Source organism: Kitasatospora sp. NBC_01560 (genome assembly GCF_045208415.1).
In the GTDB taxonomy this organism is placed as follows: Bacteria; Actinomycetota; Actinomycetes; order Streptomycetales; family Streptomycetaceae; genus Kitasatospora.
Genome location: NZ_CP109364.1, coordinates 8,702,761 through 8,729,136 on the forward strand (window position 1 = coordinate 8,702,761; position 26,376 = coordinate 8,729,136).

The window sequence follows — 26,376 nt, forward strand, 5'->3', positions numbered from 1 at the left end:
CGGCAGACTCACCCTCATACTGGCGGCATGGACCAGCGCACCGAACTCAGCGAATTCCTCCGGTCGCGGCGGGCCAGGCTGCGGCCCGAGGACGTCGGCCTGCCCGACCACGGGACCCGCCGCCGGGTGCCGGGCCTGCGCCGGGAGGAGCTGGCGCAGCTGGCCGGGGTGAGCACCGCGTACTACATCCGGCTCGAACAGGGGCACGGCGAGTCCGTCTCCACCGCCGTGCTGGACTCGATCGCTCGCGCGCTGCGGCTCACCACGGCCGAGCGGGAGCACCTCCAGCGGATCACCAAGCCCGCCCGCCGCCGGACGGGGCGCCCCGCGGCCGGCCGCCGCCAGCAGATCCGGCCCGCGCTCCAGCAACTGCTGGACGCGATGGAGAGCGTGCCCGCGTACGTGCTCGGCCGCCGGCTGGACATTGTCGGCTGGAACCGGCTGGGCAACGCCCTGCTGGGCGACTTCTCCGCCATGCCCGCCGAGCAGTGCAACATGGCCTGGCACGTCTTCCTCGACCCGGCCGCGCGCGAGCTGTACGACGACTGGGAGGGCAAGGCCGCGGACGTCGTCGGCATCCTGCGGCTGGACGCCGGGCGCGACCCCGACGACCCCCGGCTGGCCTCGCTGATCGGCGAACTCTCGCTCAAGAGCGGCGACTTCCGCCGGCTCTGGGCAGCCCACGACATCCGGGACAAGGGCCACGGCAGCAAGGAGCTGCACCACCCGGTGGTCGGCCGGCTGACGTTGCGGTACGAGACGCTGCGCCCGGCCGGCGAGCCGGGGCTGGTGCTGGTCACCTACCATGCCGAACCCGGCACGACCTCGGCCGAGTCGCTGCGGCTGCTGGCCAGTTGGGCCGCGACCGCCCCGGTGGCCGGCCGCGGGGAGCCCGCGGGCCCGGCCGGGGCCGAGACCGGGGCCGTCGACCGGGCGCCCGTCGACCGGGCGGCCGGTGCTGCCGGGGCCGGGCCGACGGGCCGGGAGTCCTCTTCGGAACCGCCGCGTTAGGCCGGAAGTCCTGGTCGGGCCGGGACCGCCGGCCCTTCTCCCGCCCTCCTGCCGGGCCGTTCAATGGACCTGCCGCCGTCCGGGCCCCGCCCTGCCCGGAACCGGCCGGTGAGGTGAACCGGGCCTGTACGAACGGTATCTGAGGGATGATTAGGCTGATCGGTCATGGAGACCAGCACCACGACCGAGTACGACCGCCTGATCGCGCGCCACCATGCCATGCGGCTGCGCCGGCAGATCCTCAGCCCGGCGCCGGCCTTCACGGGCCCGGCCGCCCCGGTGGACCACCCGGGTGCCCCGGTCGGGTCGGCCGCCCCGGTGGCGGGGGGCGACGGGCCCGACGGTGGTGCGTCCTACCCCGGCGGTCCCGGGGGCGGCGCCGCCGACCAGCAGCTGATCCTGCGCACCCTCGGTCTGGTCACCCCGTTCGCCGGGCTGATCGAGCACCTGTACGCGGTGATGTTCCGGCGCCGGCCCTGTCTGCGCGCGCTCTTCCCGGCCTCGATGGAGTTCCAACAGGCCCATCTGGAGCGGATGTTCACGTACCTGGTCGAGCATCTGGACCGGCCCGGCGAGCTGGCCGCCACGCTGGGCCGGCTCGGCCGGGACCACCGCAAGCTGGGCGTCCGGCCGGTGCACTACGAGGCCTTCGAGGAGGCGCTCCGCGAGGCGATCCGGCACCGGGCCGGCGCGGGGTGGACGGCCGGGCCGGAGGAGGCGTGGGTCCGGATGCTCCGGTTCGCGGTCGCGGCCATGGTGGCGGGCGCCGAGTCCGCGCTCACCGAACCCCCGTACTGGCACGCCGTGGTGGTCTGCCACGAGCGCCGGCGCCCCGACCTCGCGGTGCTGCGGCTGCGCACCGGCGAGCCCTACCCCTACCGGGCGGGCCAGTACGGCACCGTGGAACACCCGATGCTGCCGCACACCTGGCGGCAGTACTCGATGGGCTGCGCGCCCCGCCCGGACAACGAGGTGGAGTTCCACGTCCGGCGGACCGGCCCGCGCGGCGTCAGCGCGGCCCTGGTGGAGCACACCGCCGTCGGCGACCGGCTGCGGCTCGGCCCGCCGCGCGGTGCGCTGATGCCGGAGGACGACACCCGTGACCTGCTGCTGGTGGCCGGCGGCACCGGACTGGCCCCGATGAAGGCGATCGTCGAGCAGCTGGCGGTGCACCCCCGGCGCGGCCGCCGGGTGCACCTGTTCGTCGGCGCTCGTGACCGGGCCGACCTCTACGACTGGCAGGCCGTCACCGAACTCGGCGGCCGAAAGCCGTGGTTGGAGCTGACGCCGGTCGCCGGGCGGCAGCTGGCCGAGCGGGTCGGTCACAGCGGTGACTGGACCGAGCACCTGGCCTGCGTCAGCGGCCCGGCCGGCCTGGTGGACGACGTCCGCGCCCGGCTGGTCGCCGCCGGGATGCCGCCGGCCCGCGTCCACCACGATCCGGTGGCCCGGCGCTGACGCCGGCGCCCGTCCGGGCCGGGCGGTGACGGCACGGCCCGGCTGCCGCGTTGGGTGCGGCAGCCGGGCCGGGTGCGCCCGGTCAGGCCTTGATGGTGAGCCAGGCGCCGAGCCCGCTGCAGCCGCGGGCGTCGTACGTGGTGCTGCGGTAGCCGGCCGGGATCGGCGAGTACGGGCAGGTCCAGATGCCGTTGCGGACCAGCTGGTGGAACCAGGCGCCGACGCCGCTGCACCCCTGGGGGTCGTAGTTCGTCAGGACGTAGCCGGACACGATCGGCGAGCCGCTGCACGTCCATATGCCGTCCCGCACCGGCTGCTGGAACCAGGCGCCGTAGCCGTTGCAGCCGCGGATGTCGAACATCGTGATGACGTAGCCCGGCGGGACGGCCACGCCCGGACAGGTCCATCCGCCCACCGAAGCCGCAGCTGCGGCGGCCGGTGCCGCGGGTGCGGACGCGGACGCGGTGGCCGCTGCCGGGGCGGCGGTGGCCGCGCCGGCGGCCGTGCCGGTGAGCGCTGCGGCGAACAGCGTCACCGTGGCGGCCGCCCGGGCGAGCCGGCCGAGGAGGGCGGCCGTCCGGGAACGGCTTCCTTGCTGACGGAGGATCGTGGTCATGACGCATCGGTCCGATCGGTAGTCCACCCCGGCGCGTTCGGGCGGCGGGGAGGAGGGTGTGACTGCGGGGACGCGTCGCACCCTAGTGTCCGCGGGCGTCGGAGGACGGAGGACGGCCTGAACCCCGGCCAACATGACCGGAAATCTGCCATGTCCCCGCCGTGTCCCTGCCGCGCCGTGCCGTGTGTGCCGACGGCCGCCCCGGTCCGGCCCGCACCCGTTCCGCATCAGCCCGGGGATGTAACCCTGTGGGCCGATGCGGCGTGACGGAGAGTCAATCAGTGGGTTGATGCGGCCCACCTGCACCGCGTGACAGCGTTCCGGGCATGGACACCACGCCGATGGACAGCACGCCGCAGGACACCGCGCCGCAGGACACCGCGACCGCACACCGTACCGGACCGACCCGCCGCCGCATGCTGGGTGCCGCCCTCACCCTGGGCGTCGTCGCGCCGCTGGGTCTTGCCCGCACCGCCTCGGCCGCTCCCGTCTCCGCGGGCACCGTCCCCTCCGGGACTGCCTCCGGCGGCACCGGCACCCCCGCGCGGCTCACCCTGCCGGCTCCCACCGGGCCCTTCCCGGTGGGCATGGTGCCGCTGCACCTGCGCGACGAGTCCCGGCTCGACCCGAACGCCAGGCCCGGGAAGTTCCGTGAGCTGATGGCCACCGTCTGGTACCCGGCCAGGGCCGCGAACGCCGACGCGCACCCGCTCGCCCCCTGGATGACGGCGGGCGCGCTGCGCGCCTTCCTCGACGACACCGGATTCCCGCTCGACCCCTCCCTCGTCCCGCTGACCGCCGGCCACCAGGGTGCGCCCGTCCACCGGGCCGGCCGGCCGCTGCCCGTGGTGCTCTACTCGCACGGTGCGGGCGGTCACCGCGGCGACCACACCATCATGGTCCAGGAGTTGGCCAGCCACGGCTTCGCCGTCGTCACCGTCGACCACACCCACGACGGCATCACCGAGTTCCCGGACGGGACGGTGGTCGTCCGGGACGCCGTCGCCCCGGGGATGGTCCCGAAGGACTACGCGGCCGACCTGCTCTTCCTGGTCGAGCGCGTCGTCGACCTCGCCAACGGACGCAACCCCGACGTCGACGGTCGCGCCCTGCCGGCCGGCCTGCTCGGCGGCCTGGACGCGCGGAACATCGGCGTCTCCGGCTGGTCCAAGGGCGGCACCGCCGCCGCCCTCGCCATGGTCGCCGACCCGCGCATCCGCGCCGGCCTCACCCTGGACGGCCGGATGGAGTCGAACCCCGCCATCACCACCGACATCGACCGGCCGTTCATGCTGATGACCGCCGCCTACACCCGGGCCGCCAGCCCGTACGTCGAGACCTTCTGGGGCCACCTGCGCGGCTGGCGCCTCGACGTCCAGGCCACCGGCGCCGTGCACTCCTCGTACGGCGACAACATGACGCTGATCCCGCAGGCGGGCAAGCTGCTCGGCATGCCCCTGGAGGAGATCCAGGCCCAGGTCGGCACCCTCGACCCCGATCGCGGTGTCCGCATCCAGCAGGCCTACCCGCGTGCCTTCTTCGACCTCCACCTGCGCAACCGGCCCTGCGGCAACCTGCTCGACGGACCGTCGAAGGCCTTCCCGGAGGTCGTGTACCACCCGTAGGCCCGGTACGCCGGCGGGCGGCCGCCCACGCCCGGTACGCGCCGGCGGGCGGCCGCCACCGGGGGTGCGGCCGCCCGCCGCCCGTCAGTGTCCCGAGCCCTCGGTCCGAGGACCTAGCGGTAGCAGTAGGAGTCCGAGGAGGCGTCGCCGCCCGCCAGGTGCGTCTGGTGCACCCGCAGCCCGCGGAACTCCGCCCCGTGCGGGTAGAAGCGCGGGTCGACGGAGAGCCCGCCCGCCCCGGTGTCGGCGTCCAGCTTGATGATCCACGGCTCGATGCCGTCCGGGTAGAACTGGTCGTCCCAGGAGCCGTACAGCGAATTGGTCAGGTACAGCCGCCGCCCGTCCCGGCTGATCTCGACCATCTGCGGCGCGCCGCTCAGCGGGCGGTGCGGTTCGGCCGGGTGCGGCGTCCGCGCGGCCACCCCGCCCAGCCGCACCGAACCGGTCTGTCGCGGGTGGAACGGGTCCGACACGTCGAACTGGAACAGCTCGCCGGTGCCCCAGGCGGAGACGTACAGCCAGCGGTCGTCCACCGACAGGTTGATGTCCGTCACCAGCGGCGGCACCGCCCCGAACGGCTGGAGGGCCGGCGGCAGGTCCTCCTGCTTCGCCGGCTCGGCCGGTATCTCGATCACCTTGCGCGCGGTGAACGCCGGGCCGTCCCGGTACCAGAGCCAGACCGAGGCGGAGAGGTCCTCCACGTTGGCGACCACGCCCGCGAAGCCCCACTCGGCCTGCGGATCGTGTGCGGGCCGCAGCTCCAGCACCATCTGGTACTGGTCCCCGAGGTCGATCCGCTGGAGGTGGCGGCCCGAGTCCAGCTCCCAGAAGTGCAGCGCGTGCCCGTACTTGCGGCCCAGCAGCAGCTCCGGCACCACCCCGTCCTCGACCATCCACGGTGTGCCCCACTCGCTGGTCACCCCGACGTTGGTCCCCAGGTGCCACCAGACGTCGTACGCGAAGTGCTGCGGCCCGCGCTCCGTCTCCCAGGCGCGCAGCACGTCGAAGGTGGTGTGGTCGAGCAGCGCCACCCCGCCCGGCCCGTCCGCGCCGCCCGCGCCGCCGAGGCAGGACAGGAAGACGCCGTCCGGCCCGCAGTGCAGCGTGTGCGGTCGGGAGTAGCCCGCTCTGGCCGCCAGCTCCTCGGCCGGCACCGTCTTCACCAGCCGCGGCCGGACCGGGTCCGGCCGGGTGTCCATCACGTGCAGCCGTGACGACCGCAGCCCCGGCAGCAGCAGGTAACGCCGCTCCGGGCTCTCGTGGCACGCGTGGGCCAGGGCGCTGGAGCAGGCGTTCCAGCCGAAGTGGTGCAGCTCGTCACCCAGCCCCGGCAGCTCGGAGAAGTTGAGCACCCGCCCGTAGCTCGGCGACGCCGGATCGGTGTCGACGGTGATCAGTGCGTCCGGCCGCTGCGCCGACCGGTCGAACCCGGCCACGTAGGCCAGCCGCTCCGGGGGAGCGGCGATCGCCTCGGCCGGCGTTCGGTACAGGGACGGGTCGCTGTGGCCGGCCTGCGGATGGTGCCCGTGCGGCATGCTGACTCCTCAACTCTCTTCGTTGACAGGGGGAGTGGCTCTGGCCCGGGTAGCGTTCCACAGGACCGCGGGCGCACAGCAGGCGCACAGGGGGCGGAGAGGCACGGGCGGCGCGGGGACGGCGGTGCCGCACACCGGGCTACCGGCCGGTATCGTCGGTGCTCCCGGGCGGACGGGCAGCGGCCACGACGGCCCGCGACCCGCGCCGGGCCGGAACGGACGGCCGCAGCGGCACCGGAGCAGGACCGGAGCAGGACCGCAGCGGCACCGGAGCAGGACCGGAGCAGGACCGCAGCGGCACCGGAGCAGGACCGAAGCAGGTCGGAACAGGCCCGAGCGGGCCGGAGCAGAGAAACGGGTACGGCGGACATGGAGTTCCGGGAAGACATTCTGGGCGCCCCCTACGAGTCGGCCGAGCTGCCGCTCGCCCCGGACGAGGAGGGCGACGTCAGCGCCACCCTGGTCCGACGGCTCGTCCCCGGCAGCGAGCGCGCGGTGCTGTACGTCCACGGCTACGTCGACTACTTCTTCCAGACCCACCTCGCCGATCACTTCGTCGAGCGCGGCTACTCCTTCTACGCCCTCGACCTGCGCAAGTACGGCCGTTCGCTGCGCCCCCACCACTCGCCGAACTTCGTCCGCGACCTCGCCGCCTACGACGAGGAGCTGGACGCTGCGGTCCGGGTGATCCGCGAGGAGGACGGGCACCGGCAGCTGCTGGTGAACGGCCACTCCACCGGTGGCCTGGTGACGGCGCTCTGGGCCGGCCGCCGGGCCGGGCGGGGCGTCGTCGACGGGCTCTTCCTCAACAGCCCGTTCCTCTCCCTCCCCGCCGCCCCGGCCGTCCGCGCCCTCGGCGCACCCGCCGTGGACGCCCTCGGCCGCTTCGCCACCACCCGCAAGCTCCCCTCCACGCTCAACCCGCACTACGTGCACAGCCTGCACCGCGACCACCGCGGCGAGTGGGACTTCGACCTCCGGCTGAAGCCCGCCGAGGGCTTCCCGCTGTACGCGGGCTGGCTCGCCGCGATCCAGCGCGGGCAGCGGCAGGCCCGGCGCGGGCTCGGCATCGACGTCCCGGTCCTGCTGATGGCCTCCACCGCCTCGGTCTCCACCACCAAGTGGCAGGCCGCCCTGCACCACGCGGACGCGGTGCTGCGCGCCGACGACATCGCCGCCGTCGGGCCGCGCCTCGGCCGGCACGTCACCATCGTCCGGATCAAGGACGGCATGCACGACCTCGTGCTCTCCGGCCCGGCGGCGCGTGCCGAGGTCTTCACCGGCCTGGACCGCTGGCTCGACGCCTACCTGCCGGCGCCGGAGCGCGCGGAGTGACCGGAGACACCGCCGGGAGCTCCGGCACCGCGGCGCCCGGACCGGACGCCGCGGAACCCGTCCCGGTCGCCCGGCGGACCGACCTCGGGCTGGCCAGGCTGATGCCGGACATCGACCACGACGGCGGCTGGCTGCTCACCCTGGACGACACCCCGCAGTCCTACGTGGACCTGGGCGACCCCACCCACCTGGAGTTCGAGTACACCCAGCGGATCGGCCACCTCGTCGACGCGCTCGCGCCCGCCGGGCAGCCGCTCGACGCCCTCCACCTCGGTGGCGGCGCCCTCACCGTCCCCCGCTACCTGGCGGCCACCCGCCCGGGCTCGCGGCAGCGGGTGGCCGAGGTCGACGGCCCGCTGCTCGCGCTGGTCGAGGAGCACCTGCCCTGGCAGGGGCCCGGCGCGGACATCACGGCAACGGTCGGCGACGCCCGGGACGCCCTGGCGGCCGCCCCGGCGGGCTCGCTGGACCTCGTCGTCGCCGACGTCTTCCACGGCTCGCGCACCCCCGCCCACCTCACCTCGGTGGAGTTCCTCCGGCTTGCCGCGGCCGCCCTGCGCCCCGGCGGCTGCTACGCCGCCAACCTCGCCGACGGCCCGCCGCTCTCCTTCGCCCGCGCGCAGGCGGCCACCCTGCGGGCGGTCTTCCCGGAGACCTTGCTGATCGCGGAGGCGCCCGTGCTGCGGGGGCGCCGCTACGGCAACATCCTGCTGGTCGGCTCGGCCGCCCCGCTCCCGGCGGCGGACCTCGCGCGCCGGCTGGCCGCCGACATCTTCCCGGCCCGGCTCATGGACGGCGCCGACCTCGCGTCCTTCCGCGGCCGCACGCCCCCGGTGACGGACGCCGGGGCGACGGACAGCCCGCCGCCCCCGGACGGCGCGTTCAGCGTCGGCTGAGCGGCCCTCCTCGTGCGGGTGCGCGGGTGCGCGGGTGCGCGGGCGTGCGCGCGTGCGGCCGTGCGTGCGGGCCGGAGCCGGGGGCGTCCACCGCACCGTGCGCGGGCGTGTTTCCCCGGCGTGCCGCGGTGTCGCGCGCCGGTTCCGCGCGCCCGGGGGTGTCAGAATCGGCGGATCCATGCCGGACAGCGGTGCGAGGGAGCGCGGGATGAGCAGCGGGGACCGACCGGAGCAGGCCGAACGGACGGAGCGGGCCGAACCGGCCGGGCCGGCGGGACCGATCGCGCGGCCGGAACTCGGGGAGGTGCCGGAGACGGCGCTGTGGACGCTCTGGCACCGGGCGGTGGAGGCGCGGCGGCCGGACACGGTGCTGAACGATCCCAAGGCCGTCGAGCTGGTCGACCGGATCGACTACCCGTTCGCCGAGCGGTTCGGCACCAACGGCACCCAGGCCCAGCTCCAGGCGCTGCGGACGGCCTGCTTCGACCGCGAGGTGGCGGACTTCCTGCTCCGGGAGCCGCGCGGCACCGTGGTCTGTCTGGGCGAGGGTCTGGAGACCCAGTACTGGCGGGTCGACAACGGCCGGGCCCGCTGGCTCACCGTGGACCTGCCCGAGGCGGTGGCGCTGCGCGAGCGCCTGCTGCCGCCCGGCCCGCGCCAGCGCTACCTCGCGGCCGACGCCACCGACCTGGGCTGGGCCGCGGAGGTGGACAGCAGCCGCGGGGTGCTGGTCACCGCCCAGGGCCTGCTGATGTATCTCCGGCCGGCCCAGGTGAAGGCCCTGATCGCGGGCTGCGCCGAGCGGTTCCCTGGCGGCTCGCTGGTGCTGGACGCCGTACCGCGCTGGTTCGGCCGGCTCACGGTGAGCGGCAGGATGCGCAGTCACGACTACGTGGCGCCCCCGATGCCGTGGGGGATGGACGCGGGCGAGCGGGCCAAGCTGAGCACGGCGAGCCCGGCGGTGGCCGCGGTCCGGGACGTCCGGCCGACCGGCGGCCGCGGCGTGCTCGGCGCACTGCTGCCGCTCGCGCTCACCGTCCCGCCGCTGGCCACCCGCCGCCCGTCCGTCACCGTCCTGGAGTTTGCCGAGCGGCCCCAGCTGTCGTAGGCGGTGGGACGACCGGGTGGGCCGCCGCAGGGCGGTGGCGCTGCGACGGCCGCGCCCCGACGGCCGCGCCCCGACGGGCGTGCCCCGACGGGCGTGCCACCGAGCTGCGCGCCACCGAGCTGCGTCACCGAGCTGCGCGCCACCGTGGGGCCGCCGTAGGCCCGCGAACCGCCCGGCGACGGCGGCCGGGGCGGCGTTCCCGTGCGATCGGGCCAGCCCCGCCGCCGGGGTGGCCGGAAGTGAACGTTCCGGTCCAGATTGACGGCGTACTGTCGTATGGTCTTAGCGCCGTGGGCGATCAAACCCTTGATCCCGCCGACGGCGCCGCCCTAGGATCCAGATGAAATGTCACATGGCAATGGAGCCGTCGTGGGGGATCACACCGTTCCGAGCCGGGGTGCCGCCACGAGCGGCCTGCCCAGGCCGTTCTACTGGCTTGCCGTCGGGGACGCCGTCTCCAGCTACGGCAGCCAGCTCAACATGGTGGCGCTCAGCCTCTTCGCGTACGAGGCCGCGGGCAGCGCCCTCGGCACGGCCGGGTATCTGACGCTGCGTCTGCTCGGCGGCTTCGGCGCCGGCATGCTCGCCGGGCGCGTCGTCGACCGCCTCGACCGCCGCCTGCTGATGGTCGGCTGCGCCTTCACCCAGGCCACCGGCCTGGTGGCGCTCGCGCTCGTCCCCGACCACGCGCGGATCCCGGTGCTCTACCCGCTGGCCCTGCTCTTCGGCGCGGCCGGCACGTTCAGCGCCGTCGCACTGCGCAGCAGCGTGCCCGAGATGGTCGGCCCGGACCACAGGGCCCGCGCCAACGGCGTGCTGGTGACCGGTCGTTCGACGGCGATGGTGCTCGGGTTCGCCTCCGCCGGGGTGCTGGTGGCCTGGGCCGGCTTCCATGCCGCGCTGCTCACCGATGCGGCCAGCTTCGTCGTGTTCGGCACGGTCGTGCTGCGGCTGCCGCTGCGCACCCGGGCCGCGCGCGACGCCGGGCCGGGGAAGGCGGCCGCGGAGCCGAGCGGGCGCCTCGCCGGGCTGGTGCTGCTGCGCGCCCTGCCGGTGATCGGCGCGATGGTCGCCATCCGACTGGTCGACGCCTTCGGCTCGGCCGCGCACAACATCGGCCTGCCGGTGTTCGCGACCCGGACGTCGCCGGACAACCCGGCCGCGGTGCTGGGCCTGTTCTGGGCCACCTGGGCGGTCGGCAGCCTGGGCGCCCACCAGCTCGTCTCCCGACTGTTGGTCAAACGCGGCCGGGAGCCGGGCGAACGGGCCTTCGCGGTGGGTACCGCGCTGATGTCGGCCTGCTTCATCCTCGCCTTCACCGGGCTGCCGACCCCCCTCTTCCTCGTCGTCGCGCTCGGCGCCGGGCTGGCGGACGGGTTCACCGAGATCTCCTACACCACCCGGATCCAGGCGGTCGACGACGACCGGCGAGGCCAGGCGTTCGGGCTGGTGGCCAGTGCCGAGAGCCTCGGCATGGGCGTCGGCATGCTGCTCAGCGCGGGGCTGATGGAGCGGTTCAGCCCGCTCACGGTGGTCGGCTTCTCGCACGCCGTACCGATCGCGCTGGCCGCCGGGTTCCTGGTGATGGTGGGGATCGGTGCCCGCCGGCGGCGCGCGCCGGCCGCGGTCCCCGTACCGACGGAGAGTTAGCCGACGCCGCCTGCTCCGCCCCTGCACCACTCCGTGCCCCCTGCTCCCCGCTCCCTGCTCCGCTTCCCGCGGCACGCCCACGGCCGGTGCACCCCGGCCCGTCGGCAGCGCCGCCGCTCCCGCCCGCCGTAGCTCGTTCCCGCCCGCAGAGCCAAGGAAGGTACCGTATGAGCGCCCACGGCCCCGCCCGCCCCCGACTCGATGTGGTGGAGGGCCGGCTGCTGCAGCACGCCGGCCTGGCCGACTGTGCCCTCGTCCCCGGCGGGGCACAGGGCGGCGCCGAGCTGGTCGCCTACCTGGTGCCCGCCGACGACCGGGACCGGGCCGGGCTGCGCCGCTGGGCCGCGGCGCAACTGCTGGAGGACGCCCCCGGCGCCGAGATCCGCCTGGTGGACGGCATACCGCGCACCGCCGACGGCACGCCGGACGCCGCCGCCCTGGCCGCGGCCCGCGATCCGCACGAGCACCCCCGGCCCGCACGGCAGCACCTGAGCCGACTCTCCGGCCGGTGGAGCCCGTTCAGTGCCGGTGCCGGTGCCGGTGCCGGCGCTGCGGCCGCCCCCGCCCCCGCCCCCGCCCCCGCGGCGCAGCCGGAGCCGGCCTCCGGCGCCCCGGCCGTCGCCGTCGGGGCGCCCCTGGCGGCGCAGCCCGACGGCCCCGCCGACCTGCCCGACGCGCTGCTGCGTGCCGCCCGGCTGCACCCCGGGCGCGGGCTGCACCTGGTGCGCGCCGACGGCGGCACCACCACCCTGCGCTACCCCGAACTGCTCGACCGGGCGCTGCGGGTGCTCGGCACCCTCACCGCGGCGGGCCTGCGCCCGGGCGATCGGGCGATCCTCCAAGTGCCCGACCTGGAGCACTACTTCCCCGCCCTGTGGGCCTGCCTGCTGGGCGGCGTGCTGCCCGTCACGGTGGCCCGCCCGCCCGGCTACGACCACCCGGGCCCGGTGCTGGAGAAGCTGGTCAACGCGTGGGAGACGCTGGAGCACCCGCCCGTGCTGGCCGCCGGTGAGGCGGTGTCCGGGCTCGCGGGCATCGGCGCGCTCCACCCGCAGGCGGCCGGGCTGCGGGTGGTCCCGGTCGACCGCTCCGCCGCGCAGCCGCCCGCCACGCCGCACGGCGCGAGCGGGGACGTCGCGATGCTTCAGCTGTCCTCGGGCTCCACCGGGCGGTCCAAGGCGATCCGGATCAGCCACCGGGGCATCCTGGAGTACGTGGCGGGGGCGTGCGAGGAGGGCTACACGCCCGGCGACGCGACCGTGAACTGGCTGCCGCTCGACCATGTCGCGGGCCTGCTGATGTTCCACCTGCGGGACGTCGTGGCGGCCTGCGACCAGACCCACATCCCCACCGAACTCGTCCTCGCCGAGCCGCTGTTGTGGCTGGACACTCTGGAGCGCCGGCGCGCCGCGCACTCCTGGTCGCCCAACTTCGGCTACCGGCTCGTCGCCGAGGCACTGCGGGCCGCTCCCGAGCGGCGCTGGGACCTCTCGGCCGTCAAGTCCCTGATCAACGCGGGCGAGCAGTGCACCGAGAGCGTCGCCGACGAGTTCCTGGCCCGGCTGGCACCCTCCGGGCTGCGTCCCGAACACCTGCTGCTCGGCTGGGGCATGGCCGAGACCTGCACCATCATCACCTACAAGCGCTACGGCGAGGCCGGCGCCGTCCAGACCCTGGCCACCGACTCGCTCACCGGAGACCTCCGGCCGCTGCCCGAGGGCTCGGCCGAGCCCGCCACCCGCTTCCTGTCGATGGGCCGCCCGGCCGCCGGGGCCCGGCTGCGGGTCGCCGACGACCGGGGCACCGTGCTGCCCGAGCTGCGGATCGGGCGCCTGCAGGTCTCCTCCGGCAGGGTCACCCCCGGCTACCTCAACAATCCGCAGGCGGACCGCGAATCTGCCACCGCCGACGGCTGGTTCGACACCGGGGACCTCGCCTACCTGCGCGACGGGGAGGTGATCCTCACCGGCCGTCGCAAGGAGATCATCATCATCAACGGCGTCCACCACTTCTGCCACGACCTGGAGGACGTGGTCTCCACCGTCGACGGGGTGCTCTCCGGCCACGTCGCCGCGTGCGGCGTGCCCGACGAGCGCAGCGGCAGCGAGCAGTTGGCGGTCTTCTTCGTGCCCGCCCCGGAGAGGGGCGAGCCGCACCGGGTGGCCGGCGCCGTGCGGGCCGCGCTGGCCGAGCGCTTCGGGCTCTCCGCTGCGCTGGTGCTCCCGGTGCCGGCCGCCGACTTCCCCCGCACCACCAGCGGCAAGATCCAACGCACCGCGATCCGTGCCCGGTTGCTCGACGGGAGCCTCGACGCGCTGGTCGCCCGGCTGGACCTCGCCGAGGGCAACGCCCGTACGCTGCCGGACATCGTGCGCCGCCCGGCCTGGGAGCCCAGGCCCGTGCCGGCCGCCCCCGCCCCGGTGCCCCCGGAGCGCGTCCTGCTGCTCGGCCCCGTCGGGCCCGGCACGCTGTCGGACGCGCTGGCCGCCCTGCTGCCGGGCGCCGTCCAGGCGTCGCAGGCGGACTCCTACGCCCGCCTCGGCGGCGGCTACGCGCTCGACCAGCGGCGCTCCGCGAGCTGGCCGCGGCTGCTGGACGACCTGGAGGCCGCGGGCCACCGCCCGCAGCTGGTCCTGCACCTGTGGGCGCAGGCCGCCGAGACCGACGAGGTGCTGTGCGGCGAGGCCCTGCTCGGCCTGGTCCGCGCGCTCGCCCACCGCTACGGCAGCAGCGGCCCGGGCGGTGTCGAACTCACCACCGTCAGCGCAGGGCTGCACACCCTCGCCGACGGTGACGTACCGCGCCCGGTCGCCGCGCTGACCGCCGCCCTGACCGCCGGGGTCCGGGCCGAGCAGCTGCTCCCCGGCGCCCGCCACCTCGACCTGCCCGCCGGGGCGCCGCCGGACCCGCGAGCCGTGCTCGCCTTCCTCGCCGACCCGCGGCGCGAACCGGAGGCGGCCTGGCGCGACGGGCGCGCGTACGTGCCCCGGCTCGGCCCGCTCGCCCCGCCGGACGACACCGCACCGGCCTGCACCCTGCTCTCGCCCGGGGCCCGCTGGCTGGTGACCGGCGGGCTGGGCGGGCTCGCGGGCGAGCTGCTCCCGGAGCTGCTCCGCCGGCACGGCCCGCACCTGCTGCTCGTCGGGCGCACCGACCCGTACGCGGACGGGCCGGCGCCGGCCCTGCGGCGCGCCGCGCTGGAACGGCTGGTCCGGGCCGGCGGCCGGGTCGACCACCGGACGGCGGACGTCGCGGACCGCGGGGCCCTGGCAGCCGCCGTCGCCGAGGCCGAGCAGGTGTGGGGCGCACCGCTGGAGGGTGTCCTGCACCTCGCCGGCGACTACCGGATCGGGCTGCTGGAGGAGCTGGGCCCCGAGCAGTGGGACCGGGCCGTCCGGGCCAAGACCGCGGGCACCGACGCGCTCGCCGAGCTGGTGGCGGCCCGCCCCGGCGCCCAGTTCGTCGGCTACTCCTCGATGATCGGCTTTCAGGAGGTGGTCGGCTCGGCCGGGTACGCGGCCGCCAACCGCTACCTGGAGGCGGCCGTCGAGCGGCTGCGCCGGGAGCACCGGGTGCCCGCCTGGACGGTCTCCTGGGGCCTGTGGCGCGGGGTCGGGATGAACCGGGAGACCTCCCACGACGAGGGCGCCGCCGAGCGCGGGATCGCCGTGTTCGACGCCGCGCAGGGCCGGCAGCTGGCCACCGCGCTGCTGACTGCTCCGCCCGGTCACTACTACGCCGGCCCCGACACCACCCGCCCCGCCGGCCGGCGCCGGCTGCTGGCGGGCGAGCCGCGGCTGGTCGCCGAGGCGGAGGAGGCGGAGGAGGCGCCCGCCGCCGGGGCCGCCCGCCGACCCGTCGCGGCGGCGCCCGCGCCGGCCGAGCTGCGCCGCGCCGTGCTGGACACCTTCGAAGCCGTCCTCGGCGAGCCGGTCGACCCCGGCCGGGCGTTCCACGAACTCGGTCTCGGGTCAGTACAGTTGATGCGGGTCCAGGCCGCGCTGGCGGCCGGTCCCGCACCGGGGCTGGGGCAGACCGCACTGTTCCGCCACCCCACCGTGGACGCGCTGGCGGCCCATCTGGCCGGCGATCCCCAGGAGCAGGTACGGGCCGCCGCCCCCGACACGGCGCAGGTGGTGCCCGCCGACCGGCGGGTGGCGGTGATCGGCCTGGCGCTTCGCCTGCCCGGCGCCGACACCCCCGAGCAGTACTGGCGCAACATCGTGGACGGCGTGGTCAGCACCACCCGGTACACCCCCGAGCAGCTCGCCGCCGCCGGCATCCGGCCGGAGGAGTACACCCACCCCGACTTCGTCCCGGTCACCGCGCCGATCGCCGACATCGGCCACTTCGACGCCGAGGCCTTCGGGATCAGCGCCGCCGAGGCCGCCCTGATGGACCCCCAGCAGCGGCTGCTGCTGGAGACCTGCGCCCGGGCCCTGGACGACGGCGGCCACGGCGACACCGCGCCGGACACCCGGGTAGGCGTCTTCGCCGGCACCGGCATGACGCTGTACTCGCTGCGCACCTACCTCCAGCACGCCGTCGGCACGGCCGCCGACCCGGCGCGGCCGGTCGAGGCGCTGCAGGTCGCGATCGGCAACCAGGCCGACTTCGCCGCCACCCGGGTCGCCTACCGGCTCGGCCTCACCGGGCCCGCCGTCGGTGTGCAGACCGCCTGCTCCACCTCGCTGGTCGCCGTCCACCTGGCCGTCCAGTCACTGCTGACCGGCGACAGCGACCTCGCCCTCGCCGGAGCCGCCGCCCTGCACATCCCGCAGGCCGCCGGCTACCGCTACCAGGAGGGCTCGATCCTGGCGCCCGACGGCGTCTGCCGGGCCTTCGACGAGCGGGCCGGCGGCACCGTCGGCGGCAACGGCGTGGCCGCCGTCCTGCTCAAGCGGCTCGACCGGGCGCTGGCCGACGGCGACACCGTGCACGCGGTCATCCTCGGCTCCGCCGTCAACAACGACGGCGCGGGCAAGGTCGGCTACACCGCGCCCAGCGTGGACGGCCAGGCCGCCGTGGTCGGCCGGGCCCTGGACGTGGCGGGCGTGCCGGCCGACAGCATCGGCTACATCGAGGCGCACGGCACCGGGACCCCGCTCGGCGACCCGATCGAGGTCCAGGCCCTCACCCGCGCCTACCGGGCCCGTACCGAGGCGGTGGGCTTCTGCGCCCTCGGCTCGGTCAAGCCGAACATCGGCCACCTGGACACCTGTGCCGGGATGGCGGGTCTGATCAAGGCCGTCCTCGCGCTGCGCCACCGGGCGATCCCGCCGGTGGCCCACCTGACCCGGCCCAACCCGGCCCTGGGCCTGGCCGGCAGCCCCTTCGTCCTCCCCACCGGGGCCACCGACTGGCCCGCCGGGGACGCCCCGCGCCGGGCCGGGGTCAGCGCGCTCGGCGTCGGCGGCACCAACGCCCACCTGATCCTGGAGGAGGCCCCGCCAGCCGGGGCGGACGTGCCGGTGACCGCCGGCGCCGCCGGCCCGCCGGTCGCCCTGCTGCCGCTGTCCGCCCGCAGCCCGCAGGCGCTGACCGAGCTCGCGGCCACCGTGCTCGACCGGCTGCGCGGCGACGACGCGCCGCGCCCGGCCGATCTGCTGCTCACCCTCGGCGCGGGACGCCGCCCGCTGCGCCACCGGCTCACCGCCACCGGCGCCGGTCCCGCCGAACTCGCCGAGACGCTCGCCGCGTTCGTCGGCGGACGCGCCACCGGACCGGCGCACTCGGCCCGGGACGCCGGGCGCGGCGCAGCGGCGCCCGTTCTGCTGTACACCGGGCAGGGCGCCCAGTACCGGGGCATGGCCGCCGGGCTGTACCAGGCGTACCCGGTGTTCCGGGAGGTGCTGGACACCTGCGACCGGCTGCACCGCGAGGCCTGGGGCGAGGCGCTGCTGCCGCTGCTGCTGGAGCCGGCCCCCGACGGCGGGGAGCAGGCCTGGAGCACCGAGGCCGCGCAGCCGGCGCTGTTCGCCGTGCAGGCCGCGTACACCGCGCTCTGGGAGGAGTTCGGGCTGCGGCCGGCGGCGGTGGCCGGGCACAGCGCGGGCGAGTACGCGGCGGCGTACGCCGCCGGGGCGTACTCGCTGGCCGACGGGCTCTTCCTGGCGGGTGTGCGCGGGCGGCTGATGCACCGGTCGACCGAGCCCGGTGCGATGACGGTGGCCGGCGCCTCCGCCGAACGGCTGGCTGCGCTCGCCGAGTGGCTGCCCGGGGTGGAGCTGGCCGTGGTGAACGGCGCCGGGCAGTGCGTGCTGGCCGGGCGGCCGGGGGACGTGGCCGCGGCGGAGGCGGTGCTGGCCCTGGAGGGCGTGGAGACCGAGCGGCTGGCCGGCGACCGGGCGTTCCACTCCCGGCTGATGGACCCGGTGCTGGAGCCCTTCCGGGGCCGGCTGGAGCAGCTCGCCCTGCGCCCGCTGCGGGTACCGCTGGTGAGCAACCTCGACGGCGCGGTGCTGGCGCCGGGCACGGTGCCCGACCCCGGGCACTTCGTCCGCCAGACCCGCGAGACCGCGCGCTTCGACCGGGTGCTCGCGACCCTCGACGGGCTCGGCCACGGGCTGTTCCTGGAGGTCGGTCCGCACCACACGCTGAGCGGGCTGGGCCGGCGCGAGCTGGCGCACGCGGTGTTCGTGCCGAGCGGCCGGCGCGGGCGCGGGCCGGAGCGCCAACTGCTCACCGCGCTCGGCACCCTGTGGACCCACGGGGTGCCGGTGGACTGGGCGGCGGCCGCGGCCGCCCGGCGGTGGCCGGACGGGCCCGCCCGGCGCGTACCGCTCCCGGGCCGGCCGTTCCACCGCACGTACCACTGGTTCACGCCTCCCGGCAGCGACGCCGGGCCCGTCCCGCAGCCGGGGGCCGGAGCCCGGCCGGGCTCCGGATCACCGACCGGACCCGTAGCCGTAGCTGTAGCCGCAGGCACACCCGCAGGCGCACCCGAAGCCGATCGCACCGTTCTGGAGGAGCCAGTCATGACGGACACGCCCACGCCGGACCCGGTGGAGCAGGCGGCCGGCCTGGTGCTGAGCCGGGTCGTCGCGCAGACCGCGCGTCAGCTCGGCGTCACCGAGGAGGCGGTGGGTGCCGAGGATCCCTTCTTCGACCTCGGGGCCGACTCGCTGTCGATGATCAACATGATCCGGGACCTGGAGCGGGCCTTCGGGGTACGCGTCCCGATGCGTGAACTGTTCGAGGACGCGGACACCCCGGCGCGGCTGGCCGGGCTGATCACGGGGCGGATGACCGCCGAGGCGCTGGCGGGCCTGGTGCCCGCGCCGGTGCCGGTGCCGGTCGCGGTTCCGACGCCGGCCCCGGTCGAGGTCCCGGTACCGGTCGCGGTGGTGGCTCCGGCGATGCCCGAGCCGGTCGCGGCACCTGCGCCGGCACCTGCACCGGCACCTGCGCCGGTGCCCGTGCAGGCCGTCCCCGGCAGCCGCGTGGCCGTGCCCGCCGGGCCGACGGCCGCCGCCCCGACCGCGTCGGCGCCGGCTGTCTCCGCGGCGCCCGTCGACGTTTCGGCACCCGGCGGGGCGGGCGCGGTGATCGAGCGCCAGCTCGCCCTGATGGGCCAGTTCTCCCAGCTGATGACCGACCAGCTCGGCCTGCTCGCCGGCGCGCCCACGACCTCGGCGGTCCCCCTCACGCCGGCCGTCCCCGCCGTGCCGGCCCTCCCCGTCGTACCGGCCCTCCCCGCCGCGGCCGTGGCGGAGCAGCCCGTCGCGGTGCAGCCCGCACCGGCGCCCGCCCACGATGCCCCCGCCCGGCCCGCCGCCGCGCCGCAGGTGCACGGCCCGCGCGTCACGGTGTCCAGGGACTCCGGGATGGCCGGGGGTGGCCTGAGCGGCGAGCAGCGCCGCCACCTGGACGAGTTGGTCGAGCGCTTCACCGCCCGCACCGCCGCCTCCAAGGCGCTCACCCAACGCCACCGCAGGGTGCTCGCCGACAGCCGGGCCGTGGTCGGCTTCCGGTCGGCGACCAAGGAGATGCTCTACCCGCTCGCCGCCCGCCGCGCACAGGGCTCGCGTCTGGAGGACGTCGACGGCAACAACTACGTCGACATCACGATGGGCTTCGGGGTGCTGCTCTTCGGCCACGAGCCCGACTTCGTCCAGGAGGCCGTCCGCGAGCACCTGGCCGGCGGGCTGCGGCTGGGCCCGCGCGGCGAGGAGACCGGCGAGGCCGCCGAACTGCTGGCGGAGCTGACCGGCACCGAGCGCGTCGCGTTCGCCAACTCCGGGACGGAGGCCAACGCCGGGGCGATCCGGCTGGCCCGGGCGTACACCGGGCGGGACAAGATCGTGATGTTCGAGGGTTCGTACCACGGGCACTTCGACCACACGCTGGGCCGCCCCGTGGGCCACGGGGCCGACCGCGAGACGGTGCCCGTCTCGATCGGCATCCCCGGCAGCGCGGTCGCGGACCTCGTCGTCCTCCCCTACGGGGCCCCGGAGAGCCTGCAGGTCATCGACGAGCTGGGAGACCGGATCGCCGCCGTGCTCGTCGAGCCGGTGCAGAGCCGCCACCCCTCCCGGCAGCCGGCCGAGTTCGTGCGCGAGCTGCGCGAACTGACCACCCGCCGCGGCATCGTGCTGATCTTCGACGAGATGCTCACCGGGTTCCGCCCGCACCTGCGCGGCGCCCGTGGCTTCTGGGGCGTCGAGCCCGACCTGTCGACGTACGGCAAGGTGCTCGGCGGCGGCTTCCCGATCGGTGCCATCGCGGGGCGTGCCGCCGTGATGGACGGCATCGACGGCGGCTTCTGGCAGTACGGGGACGCCAGTTACCCGCCGAACGACACGACCTTCTTCGGCGGCACCTACATCCAGCACCCGCTGTCGATGGCCGCCTGCCGCGCTGTGCTGCGGCACTTCAAGGAGCAGGGGCCGGGTCTGCAGGAGCGGCTGAACGCCCGTACCGGGGAGCTGGCCGCCGGCCTCAACCGCTTCTTCGACGAGGAGGAGTTCCCGCTCCGGCTGGCGCACTTCGGCTCGCTCTTCCGCTTCGAGCCGCGCGCCGACATGGAGCTGCTCTTCCACCACCTGCTGGTCAAGGGTGTCTACGTCTGGGAGTGGCGCAACTTCTTCCTCTCCACCGCGCACTCCGACGGCGACGTGGAGTTCGTGGCCGACGCCGTCCGGTCGTCCCTGCGGGACATGCGGCGCGGCGGCTTCTTCCCGTCCGCGCGTGTGGTCGCCGTCCCGTCCGTCCCCGCGCCGCGCCAGGAACTGGCGGCACCGGCGCCGGCGGCCCGGCCGGAGCCGCCCGCACCGGTCCGGACGCCGGCACCGGCACCGGCGCCCGCACCGATACCGGAGCCCGCACCGGCCGGTGATCCGGACCGCAAGGTCGACTTCAGTCTCTACTTCTTCGGCGACTACCCGCTCGACACCCGGCCCGAGGACCGCTACCGGATCGTCCTGGAGAGCGCCCGGTTCGCGGACCGCAACGGCTTCCACGCCGTCTGGCTCCCCGAGCGGCACTTCCACTCCTTCGGCGGCATCTTCCCCAACCCCTCGGTGCTGGCCGCCGCCCTGGCCCGGGAGACCGAGCGCGTCCGGCTGAACGCGGGCTGCGCCGTGCTGCCGCTGCACCACCCCGTCCGGGTCGCCGAGGAGTGGTCGGTGGTCGACAACCTGTCGGGCGGGCGGGTCGGCCTCGGCTGCGCCAGCGGCTGGCACCCCAACGACTTCCTCTTCTTCCCCGACCGCTACGGCACCCACAAGGAGCTGATGCACCAGCAGGTCGACACGATCCGGGCGCTGTGGCGCGGCGAGCCCTACCGGGGCCGCAGCGGCAACGGCGAGGAGATCGAGGTGCACCTGCACCCCCGGCCGCTCCAGGAACTGCCACCGATGTACACGGCGATCGTCGGCAACCCGGACAGCTTCCGCGAGGCCGCCCGTCACGACCTCGGCGTCATCACCAACCTGATGACCCAGAGCGTCGAGGAGCTGGCCGCCAACGTCGCCCTCTACCGGCGCACCCGGGCCGAGCACGGCCTGGACCCCGAGGCCGGACGAGTGGTGGTGCTGGTGCACACCTACCTCGGCGCCGAGCTCGCCACCGCCCGCGAGCAGGCCTACCGCCCGTTCTGCAACTACCTGCGCTCCTCGCTCTCCCTCTTCGGGCAGGTCGCCAACAGCCTCGGCCTCACCCTGGACTACGAGAACACCCCGGAGGAGGACCTGGAGTTCGTCCTGGAGCGCGCCTACGAGCGGTACTGCGCCTCGCGCGCGCTGATCGGTACCCCCGAGAGCGTGCAGACCGTCCTGGACTCGCTGCGCGCCGCCGGTGCCGACGAGATCGCCGCCTTCGTCGACTTCGGCCTCTCGCCCGACCTGGTCGCCACCGGCCTGCCGCACCTGGACGAGCTGCGCCGCACCGCCCAGCAGCCGCGCGAGCGGCGCGCCCCGCTGTCGTACGCCCAGCAGCGGATGTGGTTCCTGCACCGGATGCTGCCCGACAGCTCCCGCTACAACGAGGTCAAGGCCATCGCCCTGGACGGGCCGCTCGACCACCGCGCGCTGGACGGCGCCCTGCATGCCCTGGCCGAACGGCACCCGGCGCTGCGCACCGTCTTCCGCGAGCAGGACGGCGAGCCGTACCAGGTGGTGCTGCCGGCCGCCGGCACGCCGCTGGTGGTCGAGGACGTCCCGGCCGGGCAGGACGGCGAGGAGGCCGTCCGCGCGCTGGTCGCCGAGGAGGGCGCCCACCGCTTCGACCTGGCCGCCGGGCCGCTGCTGCGCACCCGGCTGCTGCGCCTGGGCGAGCAGCACCACGTGCTCGTCCTCGCCATGCACCACATCGTCATCGACACCCTCTCCGCCGTGGTGATCACCCGTGAGCTGGGCGAGCTCTACCGGGCCGCGCAGTCGGGACGCCGTCCCGAGCTGCCGCAACTCGCCACCAGCTACGTCGAGTTCGCCGCCCGGGAGCGGGCGCTGGTGGCGTCGGGCGCGCACACCGCCAGCCTGGAGCACTGGCGGACGGTCCTCGCCGGTGAGCTGCCGGTGCTGGCCCTGCCCACCGACCGGCCGCGCCCGGCCCTGCCGGACGGCCGGGGCCGCGCCTTCGTCCGCCAGTTGGACGGCGAACTCTCCGGCCGGGTGCGGGAGCTGGCCCGGTCCCGGCGCTCCACCCTGTTCATGGTGCTGCTCACCGCGTTCGCGGGCGTGCTGCACCGCTTCAGCGGCCAGGACGAGATCGTGCTCGGCACACCCGTCGCCAACCGCGACGAGGGCACCGAGGACCTGGTCGGGTTCTTCGTCAACACCCTCGCCCTGCGCCTCGACCTCTCCGGGGAGCCGGACTTCGAAGGGCTGCTCGCCCACGTGCGGAGCACCGCGCTGGACGCCTACGAGCACCAGCAGCTCCCCTTCGAGGTGCTGGTGCAGGAGCTGAACCCGGCCCGCGACACCAGCCGCAACCCGCTCTTCCAGGTGATGGTGGAGTTCGAGAACCACGCGCTCTTCGAGCTCGACCTCCCGGGCATCGACGCCCGCCCGCTGGACGACGTCGTCGACAAGGCCGGCTTCGACCTCACCCTCTTCCTCACCAACCTGCCCGAGGGCATCCGCTGCCATGTCGAGTACGCCACCGCGCTGTTCGACCAGGAGACCGTCGAGCGCCTGCTGACCGCGTTCGAGCAGCTGCTCGCCGCCGCCGTCACCGACCCGGTCCGACCGGTGGCCGAACTGCTGCCCGGCGGCCGCGAGACGGCCACCCCCGCCCTGACCGGCACCGCACCGCTGCGCGATCGGCTGGCCCGCACGGCGGCCGAGCACCCCGACCGCACCGCCGTCCTCACGCCGGACGGCACATCCGTCAGCTACCGCGAAATCACCGACCGATCCGCACAGTTGGCGGCGCGCCTGGCTGCCGCAGGAGTCACCGCCGGCACCCCCGTCGCCACCCTGCTGCCCCGCTCGGCCGACCAGGTGGCCGGGTTGCTCGCCGTGATCCGCCTGGGCGCCGTCCATGTGCCGATCGACCCGGTGCACGGCGCCGAGCGCTGCCGCCTGATCGCCGCCGACAGCGGCTCGCTCCTCCTGCTCACCCGCACCGGCACCGACCGCCTCGGCATCACCCTGCCCGTCGTCCTGGCCGACGACGACAGCCCGGTGCCGCCCGCGCCGGCCGCCGTCGACCCCGACCCCGGGTCACCCGCGTACTGCCTCTACACCTCCGGCACCACCGGCCGTCCCAAGGGCGCCCTGATGTCCTACCGCGGACTCCAGTCGCTGGTCGACTGGAACACCGACCAGCACGGCCCGCTGCGCACCCTGCAGTACGCCTCCTGCGGGTTCGACGTCTCCGTCCAGGAGGTCCTCACCGCCCTCGCCGGCGGCGGCACGCTCGTCCTCGTCGACGAGGAGACCCGCTACGACGCCCACGCGCTGGCCGATTACCTCCGGCACACCCGCACCGAGCGCATCCACCTTCCGCAGACCACGCTGACCAGCCTGCTCGGCGCCCTCGCCGAGGCCCCGGTGCCCGACCTGCGCGAGATCGTCTCCGGCGGCGAGCAGTTGCTGCTCACCCCGGCGCTGCGCGCGTTCCTGCGCGACAACCCGCAGTGCCGGCTGTTCAACCACTACGGGCCCACCGAGACCCATGCGATCACCAGCATCGAGCTGTCCGCCGACTGCCCCGACCACGCCCCGATCGGCCGTCCGGTGCCCGGCACCCGCGTCCAACTGCTCGACCCGCACGGCCGCCCGGTGCCGGACGGCGCGGTCGGCGAGATCCACATCCTCGGCGACTCGGTCGGCCTCGGCTACCTCAACCGGCCGGAGGAGACGGCGGCCGCCTTCACCCCCACCCCGCAGGGCATGCGCTACCGCAGCGGTGACCTGGGCCGGCTGCGGCCCGACGGCACACTGGACTTCCTCGGCCGGATCGACGAGCAGGTGAAGATCCGCGGCTACCGGATCGAACCCGGCGAGGTGGAGAACGTGCTGCGCACCGTCCCCGGGGTGCGGAGCGCCGCCGTCGCCGCCCAGCACGGCCCGCAGGGCACCGCTCTCGCCGCGTACGTCGTGTTCGCGGAGGCTGCGGACCTCGCCGGGCGCCCGGGCGGCGGACCGGCCTCCGACGCCGGGCTCGCCCTGGTGCGCGACGAGCTCGCCGACCGGCTGCCCGAGCACATGGTGCCCCGGCTCTGGGCCGCCGTGGAGCACCTGCCACTGACCCGCAACGGCAAGCTGGACCGCGCCGCGCTGCCGCCGGCCGTACCGATCGGGGCCGCCGCCGGGACCGCCCCCGCCACCGAGCTGGAGCAGCTCCTCCAGCGGCTCTGGGCCAAGGAGCTGGACGTCCCCGCCCCCGGTGTGGAGACCTCCTTCTTCGATCTGGGCGGGCACTCGCTGGCCGCCACCCGGCTGCTCAACCTGGTCCGTGAGGAGACCGGGCTCGAAATCGGCATCCTGGACTTCTTCCGCCGCCCCACCATCCGCGGCATGGCCGACCGCGCCCGTACCGCCGAGCCGGCCGAGACCTTCGAGCGAGGGACGCTGTGACCACTGTGCCTCCTGCATCCGCCGTGCCTCCCGGGCCCGCTGCGACCGCCGGGTCTCCCGCGACCGCCGGGTCTCGGCCGACCGAGGACTGGAAGCGGCTCGTCCGGCTGCTGGACGAACGGGAGATCGTCCTCTCCACCGAGGGTGACCGGCTGGAGTACCTCGCCCCGCCCGGGGCGATGGACGCCCACCTCGTCGCCCTGATCAAGGGGGAGCGGCAGCGGCTGCTCGCCGCCCTGACCGGGGACGGCGCGGCCGAGGCCTCCGCGCCGGCCGGGATCGCGCAGGCCCGGATGCACCGCAGCCACGGCCGGGTGGTCGACCCGAGCCTGTGGAACATCACCCAGCGGATCACCCTGCGCGGCCCGCTCGACCCCGACCGCCTGCAACGCGCCCTCACCGCCCTGACGGCCCGACACCGCAGCCTGCGCACCCGCTACACGCCCACCGACCTCGGCCTGCTCCAGCAGGTGCTGCCGGCCCCCGCCGCCCTGCCGCTGCCGGTCGCCGCGGTGGGCGACGCGGTGGGCGACGCCGGGGAGGCGGTGGCCGCCGCCACCCGGGAGGAGGCCGCCACCCCGTTCGACCTCGGCGCGCCACCGCTGCTGCGGGCCCGGCTGCTGCGACTGGCCCCCGATCACCACGTCCTGCTGCTGACGATTCATCACATCGTGCTGGACGGCTGGTCGCTGGCCACCCTGCTCGCAGACCTCGGAACGCTGTACGGGGACCACCTGGCCGTGCTGCCCGAGCCGGGCTCGATGATCGAACACGCCTGCTGGGAAAGGACGGTGGTCACCCGCGAGGCGGTGCGCCGGGCCACCGCGCGCTACGCCGAGCGCCTCGCCGGGCTGCCGCTCACGGTGCCGCTGCCCACCGACCGCCCCCGCCCGGAGCGGCGCTCCGGGCACGGCGGCGTGCTGCGCTTCGAGCTGACGCCCGAACTCACCGCGGCGCTGAACCGTTGCGCGGCCCGCCGCTCGACCACCCCGGCGGCCGTGGTGCTGGCCGCCCTGGGTGATCTGCTGGGTGAACTCACCGGTGACGACGAGAGCCTGGTGATGCTCTCGACCGCCAACCGGCGGCGCCGGGAGCACGAGCGGCTGGTCGGGCTGCTGACCACCAACCTGCCGGTCCGGCTTCCCAACCGCGCTCCGGGCGGCTTCGCCGCGCTGATCGACCGGGCGGCCGAGGCCCTGGCGAGCACGCTCGACCGGGCGGACGTCCCGTTCGGCCTGCTCACGGAGGACCTGCGGGCGCTGGGGCTGGCCCTTCCCCCGTCCTTCCCCCAGGTCATGCTGGTCGTGCAGAGCACCCCGGCGCCGGTCCTGGAGCTGACCGGTCTGGACGTCCTGGTCGAGGACGTCCCGGGCAGCAGCGCACGGTCGGACCTGTTGCTGATGCTCACGCCCGAGGGGCGCGGCCTGGCGGGCCTGGCCGAGTACGACGCCGACCTCTTCGACGAGGCCACCGTCCGCGGCTGGATCGACGGCCTGGTGCGGCGGCTGGCCGAGCAGGTGCCGCCGCTGGCGTGAGGCCCGCGAGGCCCGGCCCGCCCCGACTCCTGCCCTTGCGGGGCGGTCCGGTCTCCTCCTCGTCCTTCCCCTCCCGGTGCCGTC

At 75.7% G+C, this 26,376-nt stretch carries 11 protein-coding genes; 9 read left to right on the forward strand and 2 right to left on the reverse strand.

All coding sequences use genetic code 11. The features are described 5' to 3' along the window. Positions 1-27: 27 nt before the first annotated feature. Both OH807_RS37180 and OH807_RS37185 read left to right on the forward strand, forming a co-directional pair. The gene (locus OH807_RS37180) at positions 28-1,011 is read left to right on the forward strand and encodes a helix-turn-helix domain-containing protein (RefSeq protein ID WP_406208561.1); all 984 of its coding nucleotides are present in this window, start codon (positions 28-30) and stop codon (positions 1,009-1,011) included. Positions 1,012-1,176: 165 nt separating this feature from the next. Then, a complete protein-coding gene (locus OH807_RS37185; RefSeq protein ID WP_406208564.1) occupies positions 1,177-2,469 on the forward strand; it encodes a globin domain-containing protein in 1,293 nt (430 codons plus the stop codon). A gap of 82 nt (positions 2,470-2,551) precedes the next feature. Here OH807_RS37185 and OH807_RS37190 read toward each other — a convergent pair whose 3' ends face one another. Then, complete coding sequence (locus OH807_RS37190; protein WP_406208567.1) at positions 2,552-3,085, reverse strand: hypothetical protein; 534 nt, start codon at positions 3,083-3,085, stop codon at positions 2,552-2,554. A 326-nt stretch (positions 3,086-3,411) separates the two neighbouring features. On the opposite strand from OH807_RS37190, the gene OH807_RS37195 reads away from it, so the two are divergent. After that, positions 3,412-4,710: an alpha/beta hydrolase family protein gene (locus OH807_RS37195; protein ID WP_406208569.1), complete on the forward strand. Its 1,299-nt coding sequence runs from the start codon at positions 3,412-3,414 to the stop codon at positions 4,708-4,710. A gap of 113 nt (positions 4,711-4,823) precedes the next feature. On the opposite strand, the gene OH807_RS37200 is transcribed toward OH807_RS37195, so the two are convergent. After that, on the reverse strand, positions 4,824-6,245 hold the full coding sequence (locus OH807_RS37200; protein ID WP_406208572.1) for a selenium-binding protein SBP56-related protein: 1,422 nt from the start codon (positions 6,243-6,245) through the stop codon (positions 4,824-4,826). A 369-nt stretch (positions 6,246-6,614) separates the two neighbouring features. Between OH807_RS37200 and OH807_RS37205 the strand changes: the two genes are divergently transcribed. The 6 genes from OH807_RS37205 (at position 6,615) to OH807_RS37230 (ending at position 26,292) form a co-directional block, all read left to right on the forward strand. Next, entirely contained in the window at positions 6,615-7,580 is a 966-nt protein-coding gene (locus OH807_RS37205) for an alpha/beta hydrolase (protein ID WP_406208575.1), read from the forward strand. 101 nt (positions 7,581-7,681) lie between these two features. Beyond that, the gene (locus tag OH807_RS37210; RefSeq protein ID WP_406211396.1) at positions 7,682-8,476 is read left to right on the forward strand and encodes a spermidine synthase; all 795 of its coding nucleotides are present in this window, start codon (positions 7,682-7,684) and stop codon (positions 8,474-8,476) included. Positions 8,477-8,684: 208 nt separating this feature from the next. Further along, a complete protein-coding gene (locus OH807_RS37215; protein WP_406208578.1) occupies positions 8,685-9,584 on the forward strand; it encodes a class I SAM-dependent methyltransferase in 900 nt (299 codons plus the stop codon). Positions 9,585-9,953: 369 nt separating this feature from the next. Beyond that, positions 9,954-11,234, forward strand: coding sequence for an MFS transporter (locus OH807_RS37220; RefSeq protein WP_406208581.1), 1,281 nt, complete (start codon positions 9,954-9,956; stop codon positions 11,232-11,234). A gap of 167 nt (positions 11,235-11,401) precedes the next feature. After that, on the forward strand, positions 11,402-24,757 hold the full coding sequence (locus tag OH807_RS37225; RefSeq protein ID WP_406208584.1) for a MupA/Atu3671 family FMN-dependent luciferase-like monooxygenase: 13,356 nt from the start codon (positions 11,402-11,404) through the stop codon (positions 24,755-24,757). A 23-nt stretch (positions 24,758-24,780) separates the two neighbouring features. Next, positions 24,781-26,292 (forward strand): condensation domain-containing protein, encoded by a 1,512-nt coding sequence (locus OH807_RS37230; protein ID WP_406208587.1) that lies wholly within the window; start codon positions 24,781-24,783, stop codon positions 26,290-26,292. Positions 26,293-26,376 lie beyond the last annotated feature (84 nt).